This window comes from Fontivita pretiosa, from assembly GCF_050410795.1.
Lineage (GTDB): Bacteria > Planctomycetota > Phycisphaerae > Tepidisphaerales > Tepidisphaeraceae > Fontivita > Fontivita pretiosa.
Genome location: NZ_CP191258.1, coordinates 5182063 through 5197300, shown reverse-complemented (window position 1 = coordinate 5197300; position 15238 = coordinate 5182063). Strand labels below are relative to the sequence as shown.

General features: G+C 63.4%; 11 protein-coding genes. 6 read left to right on the top strand and 5 right to left on the bottom strand.

The window, feature by feature from the left end; translation table 11 throughout:
• Positions 1-27: 27 nt before the first annotated feature.
• From ACQS5P_RS21090 to ACQS5P_RS21080, 3 genes are all read left to right on the top strand, one after another.
• On the top strand, positions 28-1770 hold the full coding sequence (locus ACQS5P_RS21090) for a hypothetical protein (RefSeq protein ID WP_428938592.1): 1743 nt from the start codon (positions 28-30) through the stop codon (positions 1768-1770).
• A gap of 49 nt (positions 1771-1819) precedes the next feature.
• Positions 1820-4666: an FG-GAP repeat domain-containing protein gene (locus tag ACQS5P_RS21085; RefSeq protein WP_428938591.1), complete on the top strand. Its 2847-nt coding sequence runs from the start codon at positions 1820-1822 to the stop codon at positions 4664-4666.
• Between the two features lie 83 nt (positions 4667-4749).
• Complete coding sequence (locus tag ACQS5P_RS21080; RefSeq protein ID WP_428938590.1) at positions 4750-6492, top strand: hypothetical protein; 1743 nt, start codon at positions 4750-4752, stop codon at positions 6490-6492.
• 55 nt (positions 6493-6547) lie between these two features.
• On the opposite strand, the gene ACQS5P_RS21075 is transcribed toward ACQS5P_RS21080, so the two are convergent.
• From ACQS5P_RS21075 to ACQS5P_RS21065, 3 genes are read right to left on the bottom strand one after another with little or no spacing between them, the layout of a single operon-like run.
• The gene (locus tag ACQS5P_RS21075; RefSeq protein ID WP_428938589.1) at positions 6548-7105 is read right to left on the bottom strand and encodes a response regulator transcription factor; all 558 of its coding nucleotides are present in this window, start codon (positions 7103-7105) and stop codon (positions 6548-6550) included.
• Positions 7035-8486: an ATP-binding protein gene (locus ACQS5P_RS21070; protein ID WP_428938588.1), complete on the bottom strand. Its 1452-nt coding sequence runs from the start codon at positions 8484-8486 to the stop codon at positions 7035-7037. The genes ACQS5P_RS21075 and ACQS5P_RS21070 overlap by 71 nt, the downstream gene beginning before the upstream one ends.
• Before the next feature lie 49 nt (positions 8487-8535).
• A complete protein-coding gene (locus tag ACQS5P_RS21065; RefSeq protein ID WP_428938587.1) occupies positions 8536-9405 on the bottom strand; it encodes a radical SAM protein in 870 nt (289 codons plus the stop codon).
• 600 nt (positions 9406-10005) lie between these two features.
• On the opposite strand from ACQS5P_RS21065, the gene ACQS5P_RS21060 reads away from it, so the two are divergent.
• The 3 genes from ACQS5P_RS21060 to ACQS5P_RS21050 all read left to right on the top strand — a co-directional run bounded on the left by ACQS5P_RS21060 (position 10006) and on the right by ACQS5P_RS21050 (position 13379).
• Positions 10006-11316 (top strand): peptidylprolyl isomerase, encoded by a 1311-nt coding sequence (locus tag ACQS5P_RS21060; protein ID WP_428938586.1) that lies wholly within the window; start codon positions 10006-10008, stop codon positions 11314-11316.
• 152 nt (positions 11317-11468) lie between these two features.
• Complete coding sequence (locus ACQS5P_RS21055) at positions 11469-12713, top strand: aminotransferase class I/II-fold pyridoxal phosphate-dependent enzyme (RefSeq protein WP_428938585.1); 1245 nt, start codon at positions 11469-11471, stop codon at positions 12711-12713.
• Between the two features lie 99 nt (positions 12714-12812).
• Entirely contained in the window at positions 12813-13379 is a 567-nt protein-coding gene (locus tag ACQS5P_RS21050; protein ID WP_428938584.1) for a transposase, read from the top strand.
• Between the two features lie 73 nt (positions 13380-13452).
• On the opposite strand, the gene ACQS5P_RS21045 is transcribed toward ACQS5P_RS21050, so the two are convergent.
• Together ACQS5P_RS21045 and ACQS5P_RS21040 are read right to left on the bottom strand one after the other, a co-directional pair.
• Complete coding sequence (locus tag ACQS5P_RS21045) at positions 13453-13719, bottom strand: hypothetical protein (protein WP_428938583.1); 267 nt, start codon at positions 13717-13719, stop codon at positions 13453-13455.
• 166 nt (positions 13720-13885) lie between these two features.
• Positions 13886-15196 (bottom strand): condensation domain-containing protein, encoded by a 1311-nt coding sequence (locus tag ACQS5P_RS21040; RefSeq protein ID WP_428938582.1) that lies wholly within the window; start codon positions 15194-15196, stop codon positions 13886-13888.
• Between the last annotated feature and the right edge of the window lie 42 nt (positions 15197-15238).

The window sequence follows — 15238 nt, the reverse complement described above, 5'->3', positions numbered from 1 at the left end:
GAATCGGCGGCGGCTGCGGTGAACGCCATGACGCCAACATGTCAGCGGATATGGCTGTGGGCTGCGCTGCTGGTGTTGATGTCGCCTCAGGTTCGCGCGCAACCAGATCGGCAGCTTGTGCAGGTTCATCAGGACTTTTCGGAAGATCCGGGATGGGAGGGATACAACAACCGGGTGGTGGCGAGGAATCCGCCGACCAAGCGCCAGGACTTCGGCTGGAGTCCGACGACGCATGCGAGCAGCACCGCCGGTGAAATTGGCGGGACGATGTGGGTGTCGCGCACGCCGGCGTGGTATGCGATGCCGCTGGGTCGGGCGTTGTCGTACCGGCAGTCGTTTTCCGCGTCGGGGCGGGTGGCGATCCTGTCGACTTCCGGGACGGGCTACATCGGCTTTTTCAATTCCACCCGGCAGGAGTGGCGGCCATGGTCCGCTATCGGGCTGCGGTTGTCTGATGCGAAGCGCGGCGAAGCCCTGCACGGCAAGCAGATCAGCGGAGCGCAGATCTGGATCGACTACATGACCGCCACGTGGAAGGCCGGCTACATGGTCCTGGACGCGTTCATTCCCGCCGATGGATCGGTGCACACGTGGAGCATCGACTACGATGCCGACGCCCGCCCGGACACCCGCTGGCCACACGCGGCGATGCGGGAGCTGTTCGAGGCGGACTCGCGCTACGCCGAGCAGGACATCGTCGCCGCCCTGCGCCGCAACGATCCGGACCTTGCCCGTGAGCAGGTTCGCGAGCTGCTGGAGAGGGCGCGCGATCAGGGACTGCTCGAATACGATCCCCGCCGCGGAACCAACTACTGGGAGCGAAAGGCAAAGCTCGATCAGGTGCAGGGCAGAATCACCTTCCAGCTCGACGACGCGACGCCCGTGCGCTACTTCCTGGATCCGGGGATTCGCAACGAACCGGCGGCGATGGATCGCTTCGGGCTGTTCAACTTCCAAATCCCCGAGGGCAAATCGATCGAGTTCTACGTGTCGGATCTGACCGTCAACGGAGAGAAGATCGAGTTGAGTCGCGATCCCAACTGGCAGGGCGTCGGCAATCGGGTGACGTTCATCGAGCGCGACTTCCACCCCGGACAAAACTATGGCTACAGCCAGACGAACTGGGCCGGCGAAAGGCCCGGCGAGATCGGCGGACTGTTCTGGCGCAATGAGCCGATCGATCCGTACCACGGGTTCTATGCTGACGATGTTGGCGTGCTCACGCTTGATGATACCATTTCGTTTTCGGGGATGATCAATTTCGTCAACGGCGGCACGGACGCGTCGATGATGTTCGGCTACTTCAACCGCCAGGAGCAGCTTAAGGAGCTGAGCGACACGTCGAGCCGGGCCAAGACGATCGCGATGGGGATTCGCATCTCGGACCACACGAGCATCGGATACTCGTTTGAGCCGCGGCTCTCGACGGCGCGCGGGACGGCGCAGAAGGACGGCCCGCAGTTCGTGCCGGATCGTCGCCCGCGGCGATTCAGCTTCGATTACGATCCGATCGGCAACGACGGTAACGGACGGATCACCGCGAAGCTGGAGGATGAGGTGATGGTGATCAACCTCAAGCCGGAGCAGCGCCGTTCGGGCGCGCGGTTCGACCGGTTCGGGCTTTTCAACGTTCGCAACGGGGGGAAGTACGTCGAGGTGTATCTCGATGATCTCACGTACACGGCGCGTCGAGCGAAGGATCAGCCGCCAAATCGCTTCCAGGAGAAGATCGTCGAGATCGACTATCCGGAGCGTGGACGGAAATACTGAGCCGAACGGTGCGGCGGTTCATCTGTTCTGATTACAGGGAGCAGGCGCGATGCAGACTCGAATCATGTACAGGCTCGTGGCGGCGACCATGCTTGGCCTGGTGGTGCTCCCGATGCAGCCGGCCAGCGGCGGATCGCGATGGGTGGAAGAATCCTGGTCGGACTTCCGTGACGGCAGCTTCACCGACGCAGGCAGCAACGCGTACGTTTCGCATCGCGGGCGAATTCAGATCATCACCCGATGGGACTTCAACAACGACGGGCATCTGGACATCCTGCTACCGGCCGGACATGGCTATGACGAGAAAAGCAACACGTACGTTTACTTGAACAGCGGGCAGGACATCGACGGCCGATCGCGGATCGAGCTGCCGGCCAGTGGATCGGTGGCGGGATTGGTGCTGGATCTGAATCGTGACGGATACAACGATCTGGCGGTGGCCAACGTTGCCAACAGCCACTTTCGCCAGACCAATGCGTTTATCTACTGGGGTGGACCCGACGGGCTGTCGGTCAGACACCGGACCGATCTGCCGGCGTTCGCCGCCACCGGCCTTGCGGCGGGCGATTTCAATCACGACGGCTTGAGCGACCTTGCCCTGGCGTGCCAGTGGCAGGCGGGCGGCCCGCTGAAGCTCAGCGGCTCCAAGACCAGCTTCATCTACTGGAACTCGCCGCAGGGGTTCAGCGTTGATCGTCGCACGCCGATCACGCTTGCCGAGGGCAGGATACCGACCGGCGTGGCGGCGGGGGATCTGGACGGCGATGGCACGGACGATCTGGTGCTGTTGGCCGGCGACCGCGTGGAGCTGCTGTATTCGTCACGAGGCGCACTTGAGAATGTCGAGAAGTCCGATGCTCGGGTCGTGCTGTCCGTGGGTGCCTCGGCGGCGGCGATCGCCGACTTCAACCGCGATGGGCGAAGCGATCTGGCGCTGTGCGCGGGTGGCGGCGTGAGCGTCCTGCTGCGCGATGAGGCCGGCTATTCGACCGATCGGGCCATTCAACTGAAAGTCCCGGCGCCCTCCGGCATCGCCGTTGCCGATTTCGATCGGGATCAATACCCGGACATCGCCGTTGCCAGCGGTCAGTCGGCGGGCGGAGTCGCGTGGACGGACTCGCTGCTGTTCTTTGGAGATGGCAAGGACTTCTCGACGCGCCAGCCGCTGTCCCTTCCAACGCTGGGCGCCAGCGGGGTCAGCGCCGGCGACCTGAATGCCGATGGATATCCCGATCTGGTCTTCAGCAACCGTTCCGTGATCAATTACCACAGCCTGTTGTCCTACGTGTACTGGAACGACCGCGGCACGTTCCGCGCCGCACATAGAACCCAACTGCCCACGGAGGAGGCCGCGGGAAGCGCCGTTGGCGATCTCAATCACGACGGCAGGCCGGATGTGGTCTTCTTCAACGGTGACGGCGGAATCCATGACGGGCCGGCGATCTCGCGACTGTACTGGGGCGACGGCACCCGCAACTTCTCGCCCAAGCGCAGTCTCGAGTTCATGACCCATCACATCTTCGGCTTCGGCCATGCCGATCTGGACGACGACGGCTTTGTGGATCTGGTGCTCTCGCAGGCGACGACGATCAAGGGGGTGCCGCACACACAAAACGGAACGATCATCTACTGGGGCAAGACCGCAGGCTTTTCGCCGCCGAGCCATCTGTCGATGGAGATCGGCTACGGCGGCGTGCGGATCGCGGACCTGAACCGCGACGGCTGGCTGGATCTGGTCGCGGGCGGCGCCAGCCAGGACCCGGCCGATCCCGGCAGATTCGGTCTGACGATTTTCTACGGCTCCAGCGCCGGCTTTGAGCACGCGCGGCGGACCGTCATTGCTCTGGGCGAGAAGGCGATGATCCGAACGCCTCTGCTCATGGACCTGAACCGCGACGGGTGGCTCGATCTGGCCGGACAGATCATCCCATCGGGCGCACCCAACCCTGGCGGGCCGACGAAGATCTGGTGGGGCAGCGCCGAAGGCTTTTCCGCCGAGCGGGCGTCGGTGCTGGATGTGGATCAGTCCGAGCAGCTCATGTACCTCCAGGGCGCCGATTTCAATCGCGATGGGTGGCTGGACCTTCTGATCCCCAACCGAGGCGGCGGGGACACGATCGAGAAGCCCAGCTATGTCTACTACGGCTCGCCGTCCGGTTTTTCGCGCGACCGGCGCGAGATCATCATGGGATCGGCCCCGTACGACAACTGCGTCGCCGATTTCGACAAAGACGGATGGCTGGACATCTTCCTGTGTGCCTACGGAGCAGTGGAGGGCAACGCGCCGTCGCTGATTTATTGGGGCGGCCCCCGGGGGTTTGGGCAGCGCCCGCGCACCGAGCTTCCGACGTACGGCTCGTCGGGCGCTGATCCGCTGGATTACGACGGGGACGGCTGGCTGGATCTGCTGATCGCCAATCACCGTCGCGGCGGGTTTACGGATCAGCCGCTGCCGCATCGGCATCAGACGGTGTCGATGCTGTACTGGGGCGGGCCGAAGGGGTTTTCCGCGAACAATCGGCTGGAGTTCGCGACGTATGGCCCCAGCGGCCTGAACGTGCGCGATCCGGGCAACAGTTACGATCGGGGGCTGTACGAAGATTACATCTCGTCGGCGCACGAGATTCCCTCCGGCCAGAAGCCGCATCGGATCGAGTGGGATGCCCAGACGTCACATGGCACGGCGGTGCGGTTCCAGATTCGGACGGCACAGACGAAAGAGGCGCTGGATGCTGCGCCGTGGACTGGCCCGCGCGGGCCGCAGTCCTGGTTCACCAGAAGCGGCGCGAGGGTAAAGGGACTGGCGGGGCGGTGGGTGCAGTATCGCGCGCGGCTGCTCACGCCGAACGCCGCGGCATCGCCGTATCTGACCAGGGTCGCCATCAGCTTCGAATGAATCGGTTCCATGAGAACACGACAACCGCAAAGCGACGATGAGTGCGAAAGTCGCGCGGTGGTCATTGATGAAAGGTGCAGCGAATGCGTTTTCGAGTGGGTCATCTTGCGGTGCTGGTCGCGGTGATCTGTGTGTGCCCTGCAGCGACGGGGCTGGCGGAGGTGAAGCTGATGGAAGTTCACCAGGACTTCTGCACCGACCCCGGCTGGATCGGGATCAACAACCGCCAGGTCGGTGAAGACATGCCCACCGTGCGACAGGACTTCGGTTGGAGCGAGACAAACCACACCGGCGCCGGCCCGGGGGAGATCGGCGGGGTCGTCACTGACTCGCGCTATCAGGCATACTACGCGCTGCCCTTCGGCAGGCCGCTCAGCTTCAAGGACAAGCTCTCGGCCTCGGGCAAACTGGTGCTCAAGCGGCTGGACCTTCGTGGCGTGGCGTACTTGGGGTTCTTCAACTCGACGCGTCACGAGTGGCGGCCGTGGAACTCGATGGCGTTTCGCATCTGGGAGGAAGACGACCTGGGGCAAATCATGTTCGACTGGATGAGCGCCGACTGGCAGGCGGCGGGCTTTGAGACCGACGTGCTGCTCAAGCCGGATGGGGCGGTGCATACGTGGCGGTTCGAGTACGACCCGGACGCGCGGGCGGATCTCAGTCAGCGCGACCCGCTGCTGGAACAGGTGCTTACCGACCGCTCCGGCAACGCGCCCGGAGATCTTCAGTACCAGGACGAGCCGATCGTCTACGAAAAGGCGAGGAAGATCGAACCCGACCTCACGCCCGAGGCATTCCGGGCGCGGCTGATCAAGGCGCGTCAGGCCGGGCTGACCGGCTTCTTCCATCGCCACGGACAGCGGCGGTGGTGGAAGATCAACAACCCAGAAAAGCAGCAGGGGCGCATCGTCCTTCAGTTTGATGATCTGGATCCGCACATCACCTATCTGACGCCGGAGCAGCGCGAGATGGCCTCGTCCTTCGACCGCTTCGGCATGTTCAACATCCAGCGGTATGGCGGATCGTGCGAGGTGTACTTCGGCGATCTGACGATTAACGGAAAGAAGATCGACCTGAGCAAGGACCCGGGCTGGGAAGGACGCAACAATCGCAGCACCTACGTCGAACCGGACTTTCATTCGATGTTTGATTTCGGCTTCAGCGAGACGAATTGGGCGGGCAAGCAGATCGGAGAGATCGGCGGGCTGTTCTGGCGCGTCAGGCCCAACGGACCGGCAGGCTACTATGCCGATGACGTCGGCACGGTCACGCTCGATGACCCGATCCGATTCTCCGGCTCGATCAATTTCACCACAGGCCAGACCGACGCGGCGATGTACCTCGGCTACTTCAACCACGCCGACCAGACGGCGACTGGATTCAGGCCAAGCGATCAGCCGGCGATCCAGTCGATGGGCATTGCCATCTCCGACAGCAGCGCCGTCGGTTACTACTTCAGCGGGTTCTGCAACGCCAAAGGCGGCATCTCGGCATCGGGTCGTGGCCCGGTATTCGTCCCCAACGGCAGACAGCGGCAGTTCACGTTCGAGTACGACCCCAAGGCCAACGACGGCGTCGGGCGGATCATCTACACGCTCGATGGCGAGACGGTCAGCTTCGACCTGACGCCGCAAATGCGCCGCAGCGGAGCGACGTTCGACCGGTTCGGCATCGCCAGCGTCCGTCGGGGCGGCAACTCGGTGCGGGTCTATCTCGATGATCTGACGTACACCGCGCGGCGAAATCCGAACGTAAAGCCCGAGTTTCACCAGCAGCAGATCGTCCGATCGCGCTACCCCAGGGCCAGTGGCGGCAGGCAATACTGATCGCCGCGGTTTCGCCGGGCGCCTGCCAAACCACATCGTCGGTATTTCCGGCGGTTCACTCCGACGGCTGCATCTTGTACAGCTTTCGCTGAAGTGATCGGCGGTGGATGCGAAGCCGGCGTGCGGCTTCGGAGATGTTGCCGCCGCAGTCATTGAGCACGCGCTGGATGTGTTCCCATTCGACTCGCGCCAGAGAAGGCACGGAGACGTCCACAGGCTCATCGGCCGGCGGGTTACCCGGGGCATCGGCGGCGGGGGGGTCGCGATCCTGATCGCATCGCCGCTGGAAGGCGGCCAGGATCTGTTCGGCGTCACAGGGCTTCTGGAGATAGTCGATCGCGCCGCGGCGCATGGCCTCGACGGCGGTGGCGATGCTGCCGTAGCCGGTCAGCACGATGATGTCGATGTTGTCCTGTCCGAGCAGCTCGACCAGATCGCTGACGAGTTGAAGCCCCGAACGACCAGGCATTCGCATGTCCACCACGGCGCGGCCGGGCTGAAAGCGCCGGGCCCGGTCGATCGCCTCTTCGGCGTTGGCTGCGTCACGGGCTTCGTATCCGCGATGAGCCAGCGCCTTGGACAGCCGTTTGCGGAAGGTCGCGTCGTCGTCCACCACCAGGATCCGGCGGCGATTCGGTTGCGCGGCCTGGGGGCTGGCGGCTTGCTGCTTCGAGTCTAGAGGCGGATCGCTGCGGTTCATTGGATCGGGGCAGGTGCTCATCTGCGGGATACGGAATCTCCAGGATCGAGGTTGTGCCGGCGCCGGGCGAAGATCGAAGCTCGAAGTCGCCCCCGTACGTCTCGGCCGTGAGTCGCACAAGGAACAAGCCCAGGCCCATACCTTGTCCGGGCGGCTTGGTGGTGAAGAACGGTTCGCCGGCCCGTCGAAGCACCTCCTGCGCCATTCCCGGACCTCGATCTTCCACGCGGAAGATGATACGTCCGTCATGGCGATCGAAGAAGAGGCTGACATTGGCCGTTTGCGGGGAAGCATCGAAGGCGTTTCTCAGCAAGACGCCAACGGCGCGGCGGAGGACTCGCGAGGCGGGCAACGGAAGCTCGGCAGGCTCGCTCGTGTGCACGAGCAGCCGCGGCCGCTCCTCTCCGCGCAGATCCTGGCGCAGTTCGGCGATTAACTGGCCCAGCGTGCCGGTAGCGCCGCCCAGCCCGGCGGCATCCTGGATCACGTCCACCCGCATCCGATCGAGAATGGAGCGGCATCGATCGACCTCCTGACGGATGAGCTGGGCGTCTTCGGCCAGAGACGGGTCGCGGCTCTGCACCAGCGCCAGCTCCATTTCCTTTGCCGCCAGGGCGATGGTGGCAAGCGGAGTGCCCAGCTCGTGTGCGGCACCCGCCGCCAGGGTGGTCAGCGAGGCCAGGTGCTCGGTTCGGCTGGCGCGTTCGCGTGCCTGAGCGAGTTCGGCCTCCCGGCGGCGCAGCGATCGCATGACCCGCCCGACGAAGTAGGCGATCAGTCCCATGACCAGGACCAGCGCGCCCCAGTTGCCGAACTGCATCGCCGACGCGGGCAAGCGCAGCGGCCAGTGCGTCATACAGACGATCGCGTAGCAGACCGCCGACAACGCGACAGTGACCCACGCCCAGCCGCTGCCGAGCACGACCACGGCCATGGCGACATGGACAGCGTACAGCGCGCTGAAGGGATTTTCAGCGCCGCCCGTGAAATAGAGCAGGACCGTGAACAGCAGCACATCGAGCAGGATGACGGTGGGGATCATCCAGTCGGGCGGTTCGTGAATGCGATCCCAGATGTACAGAACCAGATTGCTCAGAACGGTAATGGAGATGACCAGGGCGATGTGAGGCAGGGGCAGCGGCGCCGCCAGCGCGAACACGGCCAGGATCGTCGCTGCCACCTGTCCGGTGACGGCGATCCATCGAAGACGGGCCAGCCAGGGCAGAGCGATCTGCCGATGCTGGTGCACCTGTTGGGACCAGGCTTCGCGCACGCCGCCGTGATCGAGGGTCATGGTGTTGCGAATTCTAGCCCGCCCGGCGATGTTGCGGGAGCAGAGGCTCTTATTGCGAGAGTGTGGGCGATCCTTCCGCGGGGCCTTCGTAGCTTTCCACGGGCAAGCCGATGGCGGCGACCTGATCGGCGATGGCGCGCAGGCGCGCAGGCTCAAGCGGTGAGACGTATGCCTCGGCCGTTCGCCGTGCCACCGTGTACACCTGCACCAGCTTGATCTGGCAGCCGGCGTCACGCAGCTCTCGAAGTCGATCCACGTAAGCGCGGATTTCGGTCTGATCCGGCGGCTGACCGTGAATGTTCATGAACAGGGATTGAATGACGATCGGGCGTGCGCGACCGGCGGCCAGAATGTTGTCCAGCACGCGACGAAACGGAATCCGCGTTCGCTCGACCAGACGATAATACTGTTCGGTGCCGGCGTCGAGCTTGGCCCAGATCTCGCCGTTATGGCGGTCGAGGAACTCCAGGGCGCGGCGAACGTGTGGCAGATGCAGCAGCGTGGCGTTGGTGATCAGGACGATCTTGATGTCCGGGCGACTGACCTTCTGAAGCAGGCCGGCGACCAGTTCACAGGCCTGGGGGAACTGCCGGAAGCTGGTGGGTTCGCCATCGCCGCTGAAGGCGACGTCGTTGATGCGTCGCAGGGTTGGCTCGGTCTGGTCGAAAGGGGGGATGGTCCAGATTTGTCCGGAGCAGGCCAGCTCCAGCAGGTGCTCAAGCTCGCGGCGGAGCAGGTCCATGTCCACGTGGCGGACGGTCGGAGGGACGCTGCGGTCCACGCAGCAGTAGATGCAATCAAAGTTGCAGACTTTGTCGGGGTTCAGATTGACCCCGATGGACAGGCCGTGGCTGCGTCGGCTGATGACCGGATAGACATAGCGGTTGTCGCGCCAGCTTCGGCTATGCAGGGTGAACAAGTTGACGGTTCGGTTTGGCTCGGCCACGGGGGTGAAATGGTAGGGGCCGAGGCGCGCAAAAAAAAGCCGACCCGGGCAAGGTCGGCTTCGAATGGGGCTGGTGAGGAAACTCTTCGGGTTGTGGGAGAGAAGAGCGCCTCACATCGGGGGAAGAATGGGCCTAATTGGAGGCCGGCACACACCGATTGCGTTGCCGACATCACGGTGAAAGCAACTATGGTGCCAGGTTCCAAGGCGCACCACATGTGTGTTCGCGCAAGCGGTTCACCAATCGGGGGTTAGTGGGAGTTAGCCACAAAATAGGACTGGTCCAAGATGATAATATAGATAAAAAAGTACGACAAAACGGCTGAAATGTCGCGGTGGTGGTGCGACAAGTACAGCAGAATGTCGCGGTCGCCTGCTCTCAGAAGCCCTTTGAAAGGCGGAGTTTACACCAAGAATTGCAGAAATCTACGTCGCAAGAAATTGCACGACCACGACGGGCTGACGCCGTGGCAGGAATTGCGCCGTCGCGTTGGCTTGCTTCAGCGTCGCACTTGACATATCCCCGCCTGGCTTTGATACTTCGCCGCTTCCAGTTGGGAGCAGCACGCGGTGATGCGAGAGCATGGACTGGCCCGGACGATCTTGCGGCGATGCGTACCGCCGGCGGGGGCATGCGCGGCGATGCTGGCCTGGATGTGCGGGTGCAAGGCTGGTGAGTCCGCCGAAGGCCGCCCGGCGCCGCTGACGCCCTCACTGGAGCAATCGGAGGGGCCGCGGCCGGAAAAGAGCAAAGCGGCTCAGCCCCGAGTCCGCGCGGATGAGCAAAGCGGCCAGGCTCCGGCCGATCCGGTCATTGCCCGACTCAACGCACGTCCGATCACCCTCTCGCAGATCCAGCAGCCGCTGATCGAGGGATACGGACTGAACATCCTGCTGAACACGGTGCAGCTTGAGCTGGCCAAACAACAGGCGGCACGCGAAGGGATCAGTGTCTCGTCCGAGGACATCCAGGCTGAAAGAGAGCTGACGCTGGCCAAGATGTTCCAGGATGCCGACAAGGCCGACTATGAGCTGCTGGTCAACCAGTTCCTGGAGCAGCAGAGAATCAGCCGGCCTGAGTTCGATCTGGTGATCCAGACCAACGCCTATCTTCGCAAGCTCGTGGAGCCGAAGGTTGCCCAGAAGATCACCGAGCAGTCGCTTCAGGAGGCATTTCGGCAGCTTTACGGCGAGACGGTGCAGGTTCGTCACATTCAGCTTGCCAACTTGCAGGAAGTGATGGAAGCCAAGCGTCGGCTGGCCGAAGGTCAGCCCTTCGAGCAGGTGGCGCGTGAGTTGAGCCGAAACGCCCGAACCGCCGGTCTGGGCGGGGAGCTGCCGCCGTTCTCGCGTCAGGCCGGCGGATACCCCCAGGCGTTCAAGGATGCGGCTTTCGCGCTGAAGGAGGGGGAGGTCTCCGACGCCGTGCAGGCCGAAGGCGCTTATCACCTGATCAAGCTGGAGCGGCGGATTCCACCCAAGGCGGTGAAGTTCGAGGATGTGAAGCAGAGCATTCAGGCTGAGCTGCTGGATCGGCTGGTGCAGGTGGGGATACGTGAACAGAAGAACGAGTTGGCGCAGGAGGCGATGCGCGCTCTGATCATCGAGCATCCGGTGCTCAAGCAACAGTACGAATCACGTCTGCACCAGCGTGAGGAACAGATCCGCGACCGCAACGAGATTCGCGAGCAGTTCGAGCGCGAGCGAAGACGAATCCTGGAGCGGGCGGCGACGCAGCCGGCCGCGACCGCGCCAGCAACGGCGCCGACAAGCCCGTCAGCTCCTTCCGCGGCCGACGTGCCGCCAACCCCCCAGGCGCCCGAGGTGGCGCGGCCGCCGGCTACCAGCGCCGCCGGCACCCCGCCCGCAACTCATCCCCAGTAGTAGCTGCTGCGGCTTCGCAGTGCACGAGCATGACAAACCGAGGGGATGAGCGGGTGCACCGGCGGCGGCATCGCCTGCGCAGCGTGGGCAGCCTGCGGGCATTCAACTGACCTTCTCAGCCTCAATTGACGATACAATCAGAGCGGAAAGCCATGAGCACAAACAATCAACCTTTCAAGATCGACGTTTCGCCACGCATCGCCCGCCTGCCGCCTTATCTGTTCGCGCGGATCAACAAGATGAAATACGAGAAGCGCGTGGCGGGGATCGACATCATTGATCTGGGAATGGGCAACCCCAGCGACCCCACGCCGCAGTGCGTGGTGGAGAAGCTTGCCGAAGCCGCACGCGACCCGCGCAACCACCGCTACAGCGTCAGCAACGGCATCGCCGGGCTGCGCAAGGAGGTGGCCAGGAAGTACAAGAACAAATATGGCGTGGACCTGGACCCGGAAACGGAGGTGATCGCCACCATCGGGTCCAAGGAAGGCTTCAGCCACCTGTGCCTGGCGATGCTGGGACCCGGAGACACCGCAGTCGTGGGCGATCCGGCGTTCCCGATTCACGTCTACGCCGTCGCGATGGCGGGGGCGAACGTCATCCGCGTGCCGCTGGGCAACGATCAGGCGTTTCTGGACCGCATCGAGCAGACGATCACCGGTTTGTACCCCCAGCCGAAGCTGCTGATTCTCAACTACCCGCACAACCCGACGGCGATGACGATCGAGCCGTGGTTCTGGGATCGGGCCATCGAGATGTGCCGCCGACATGGTGTGATGATCATCTCGGATTTTGCCTACGGCGAGATCAACTTCGACGGATACAAGGCGCCGAGCTTCCTTGCGGCGGCGGGAGCCAAGGAGATTGGCGTCGAATTCACCACGATGTCCAAGAGCTACAACATGGCCGGGTGGCGCGTGGGGTTCTGCTGCGGGAATGCGGAGATGGTCAAGGCGCTGGCGACGATCAAGGGATACTACGACTACGGGCACTTCGCGCCGATTCAGATCGCGTCGGTGATCGCACTTCGCGCCTGCAAGCAAACGCCCGAGGAGCAGAGCAGGGTCTATCAGGAGCGTCGCGATGTCGTCTGCCACGGGCTGGACAAGCTCGGCTGGACGTACGAAAAACCCCGGGGCTCGATGTTTGTCTGGGCAAGGGTCAATCCGGCTCATCTCAAGCCGAATGAGGGAACGCTGGATTTCTGTCTGCGGATGATGGATGAGGCGCAGGTGGCCCTGGCGCCCGGCCGCGCGTTCGGTGAAAACGGCGAAGGCTACGTCCGCATCGCACTGGTTGAAAACGAGCACCGGCTGAAGCAGGCGATGAGGAATCTGGACCGCGCCCTGAATCCGCGTCCACCGAAGCCCCGGCGCCAGACGGTTGCAGCGAAGTGAGCAGCATACGGAGAAGCCGACAAGCCCGCGGATCGCGATCCGCGGGCTTTGTTCCTTTTCGGTTGCATTTCGGTCATAGGCGCGCCACAGTCTCGGTACATGTCAGCGCGCACCCATCTTCGCGTTGCGACAAATCCCTGGAACGATTGGTATCACGTTACCGTTCACGCTTATGGCTCCTGGCTGCGCGGAGACCCAAGAGGATGGCGTTCGCGGCACCATCGCGAACATGTGGACGGCGACTACAGACATCCTCCTCCGAAAGGGAAGTACGACCGCCTCTACGAACTCTCCAAGTCGCTGATGAAGCGAAATCCGGTGCGCATGATGTCTGAGCTGCGGACGTTTGTCGCGAACTCCGTTGCGGAGAAACTGCGGCAAGATGGAATTCAAGCCCTGATCGTTTCAGTCGATGCCACGCACGTTCATGTCCTGGCTCGTTTTCCTGACCACAACCCAAGGCACTGGATCGGCCGCGCCAAAAAGCACGCCTCTCACCTTGTTCGTCAGCACGGGTTGCGTATTGACGCAGGTGGATTGTGGGCAAAGCGCTGTCACTGCGATCCCATCGCTGATCGCCAGCACCAGCTTAACACGTTTCGGTATATTCTCGATCACGCGCGGCGCGGCGCACGTGTGTGGAGATTCGATCGCGCAACGTCATAAACAAAGCCCGCGGATCGCGATCCGCGGGCCTTATTCGAGTACTCGAAGCGCCCAGCACCGTGCGCGGTCATCATCAGCTTCCGTGTTTGCGGAGGATTTCCGCTTCGGCGGCGACGCGGAAGGCTTCTGCTTCGGCTTCGCTTCCAATGATCGTCAACAGGTGACCGCCCCGCGCCAGCACGGCCAGGCGCACGTCGTGCCACGCCTGTTGCGGATCGGCCGTCGTGCGCACACGCTCCTTGCCGACGTAGGGCACGACGCGGCTGTTCTCGTCGTCCAGCGTGTCGTCGAAACCGACGAAGTAGACGACCCAGACGGATCTGGCGGCGTTGGGGTTCATGGCGGTCCTCCGCGACTGGCCCGATGTTTTGAGGCTCGATGCACCAAGCGGCATCACGCCGATGCGCTGCTCCTGCACGATATCATGCGATGGCAGCCGATAAATGTGCATGCCCTGAAGTGGGCAGGCGGTCGCATGGATCTATCGGACGGTTGGAGATGGATATTTAGCGAGACCCAGGCGGAGCGCTGCACTCGACAAACGATTGAATGCGATCCAAGAACGTATCGGCGATGCCATGGGCGTGGTCATCCGGGATCAATGGAGTTCGATAGGTCAATCCAAAATTGAGTTCGCCGCCCAGGGTGGTCGGGGTGAACACCACGGGCATCAACGGCCCGCAGGGCGAGACACGCAAGTACTCCAGCAGCGGATGCGGGTGGTAGTCGGCCGGCCAGTCGCGGTTGAGGTTCACGTTGGAGATTCCCCCGGCCAGCGCAAGGCGCTTGCGATACATTTCAATCAGGCTGTCGCGGCTAAGCAGTCGCTGGGCCAGCAAGCCGGCGAGCATGCGGATTTGACTGGCCTCGGGGATGCGGGCGGCCTTGTGTCGGGCGTTCTGACGACTGACGCAGCGGAGCAGACGCCGGAAGTCGGGCAGGTCATGTGGGCGGCAGAAGACGCTGGTGAAGCCGAGAAACAGTCCGAACAGGTCGCTGGTATCGCGGGTGGTGCGGCAGCGCAGATCGACAATCGTGCCCAGCGCCAGGTCCTGGCGGCGAACGGTTCGTTTCACCGGCACGAATCGATCGCACGCCTGCGCCATCGCCGCCAGGAACACATCGTTGACCGTTACCCCCGCGGCGCGTGCGATCGGGACGAGCCGCTGGATCAATCCACCGCCAGCGCGGTAAAAGCGGAAGCGCACGTGGAATTGCCGGTACACGTCCGGATCCAATCGCCGGACGCGCTTGAACCGCGCGGTCCACCGCGCGCCGTGAAGGATGCCTCCCAGCAGGGACCAATTGGCGGCGGCGGGGCCGAACAGCCGCAGGTACCCCGGGGGATGCAGGTTCAGCGGCTGACGCCGCGTTCGCGCAGGATCGTATATTCGCAAAAACCATTGCCGCAGCAGTTGACGGATGGAGAAGCTGTCGGCGACCCAGTGATGGTAGACGACTCCCAGCCAGTGCGAATCGTTACCCTGGAACAGCAGTGCCCGGAACGGCAGGTCGTCATCGGGATTGAAAGGGCGGTTCAGCTCCTGGGCGAGCACTTGCTCCAGACACGCCTGCGGCGCTGTGCGCAGGATCAAGGCGGGTTGGATCTGCCCATTGAGCGGTTCCCAGCGGAAGCGGTCGCCGACGGTACGGACACGGCCCAGCCCCAGCTCGTCGAGTGATGCCCGCCAGTGTGCCGCCAGCGCATCCGGATCGCCTGTCCCGGCCAGACGCATGAGCTGCGCGGCGTTGTAGGGATGCAGCGAATCCCATTGCCGGGTCAGTCGCTGGAATATGTTCAAGGTGTTCCACTGCATGTGCCAGGGCGTGTCGAACGTCCGAACTTGCCGGAGACGCGC

What these genes read in the sequence shown, in the direction of transcription:
- ACQS5P_RS21055 (WP_428938585.1), top strand. Translation starts at nt 11,469, where the DNA reads ATGAGCACAAACAATCAACCTTTCAAGATCGACGTTTCGCCACGCATC.
- ACQS5P_RS21050 (WP_428938584.1), top strand. Translation starts at nt 12,813, where the DNA reads ATGTCAGCGCGCACCCATCTTCGCGTTGCGACAAATCCCTGGAACGAT.
- ACQS5P_RS21085 (WP_428938591.1), top strand. Translation starts at nt 1,820, where the DNA reads ATGCAGACTCGAATCATGTACAGGCTCGTGGCGGCGACCATGCTTGGC.
- ACQS5P_RS21045 (WP_428938583.1), bottom strand. Translation starts at nt 13,719, where the DNA reads ATGAACCCCAACGCCGCCAGATCCGTCTGGGTCGTCTACTTCGTCGGT.
- ACQS5P_RS21080 (WP_428938590.1), top strand. Translation starts at nt 4,750, where the DNA reads ATGCGTTTTCGAGTGGGTCATCTTGCGGTGCTGGTCGCGGTGATCTGT.
- ACQS5P_RS21040 (WP_428938582.1), bottom strand. Translation starts at nt 15,196, where the DNA reads ATGCAGTGGAACACCTTGAACATATTCCAGCGACTGACCCGGCAATGG.
- ACQS5P_RS21090 (WP_428938592.1), top strand. Translation starts at nt 28, where the DNA reads ATGACGCCAACATGTCAGCGGATATGGCTGTGGGCTGCGCTGCTGGTG.
- ACQS5P_RS21070 (WP_428938588.1), bottom strand. Translation starts at nt 8,486, where the DNA reads ATGACCCTCGATCACGGCGGCGTGCGCGAAGCCTGGTCCCAACAGGTG.
- ACQS5P_RS21060 (WP_428938586.1), top strand. Translation starts at nt 10,006, where the DNA reads ATGCGAGAGCATGGACTGGCCCGGACGATCTTGCGGCGATGCGTACCG.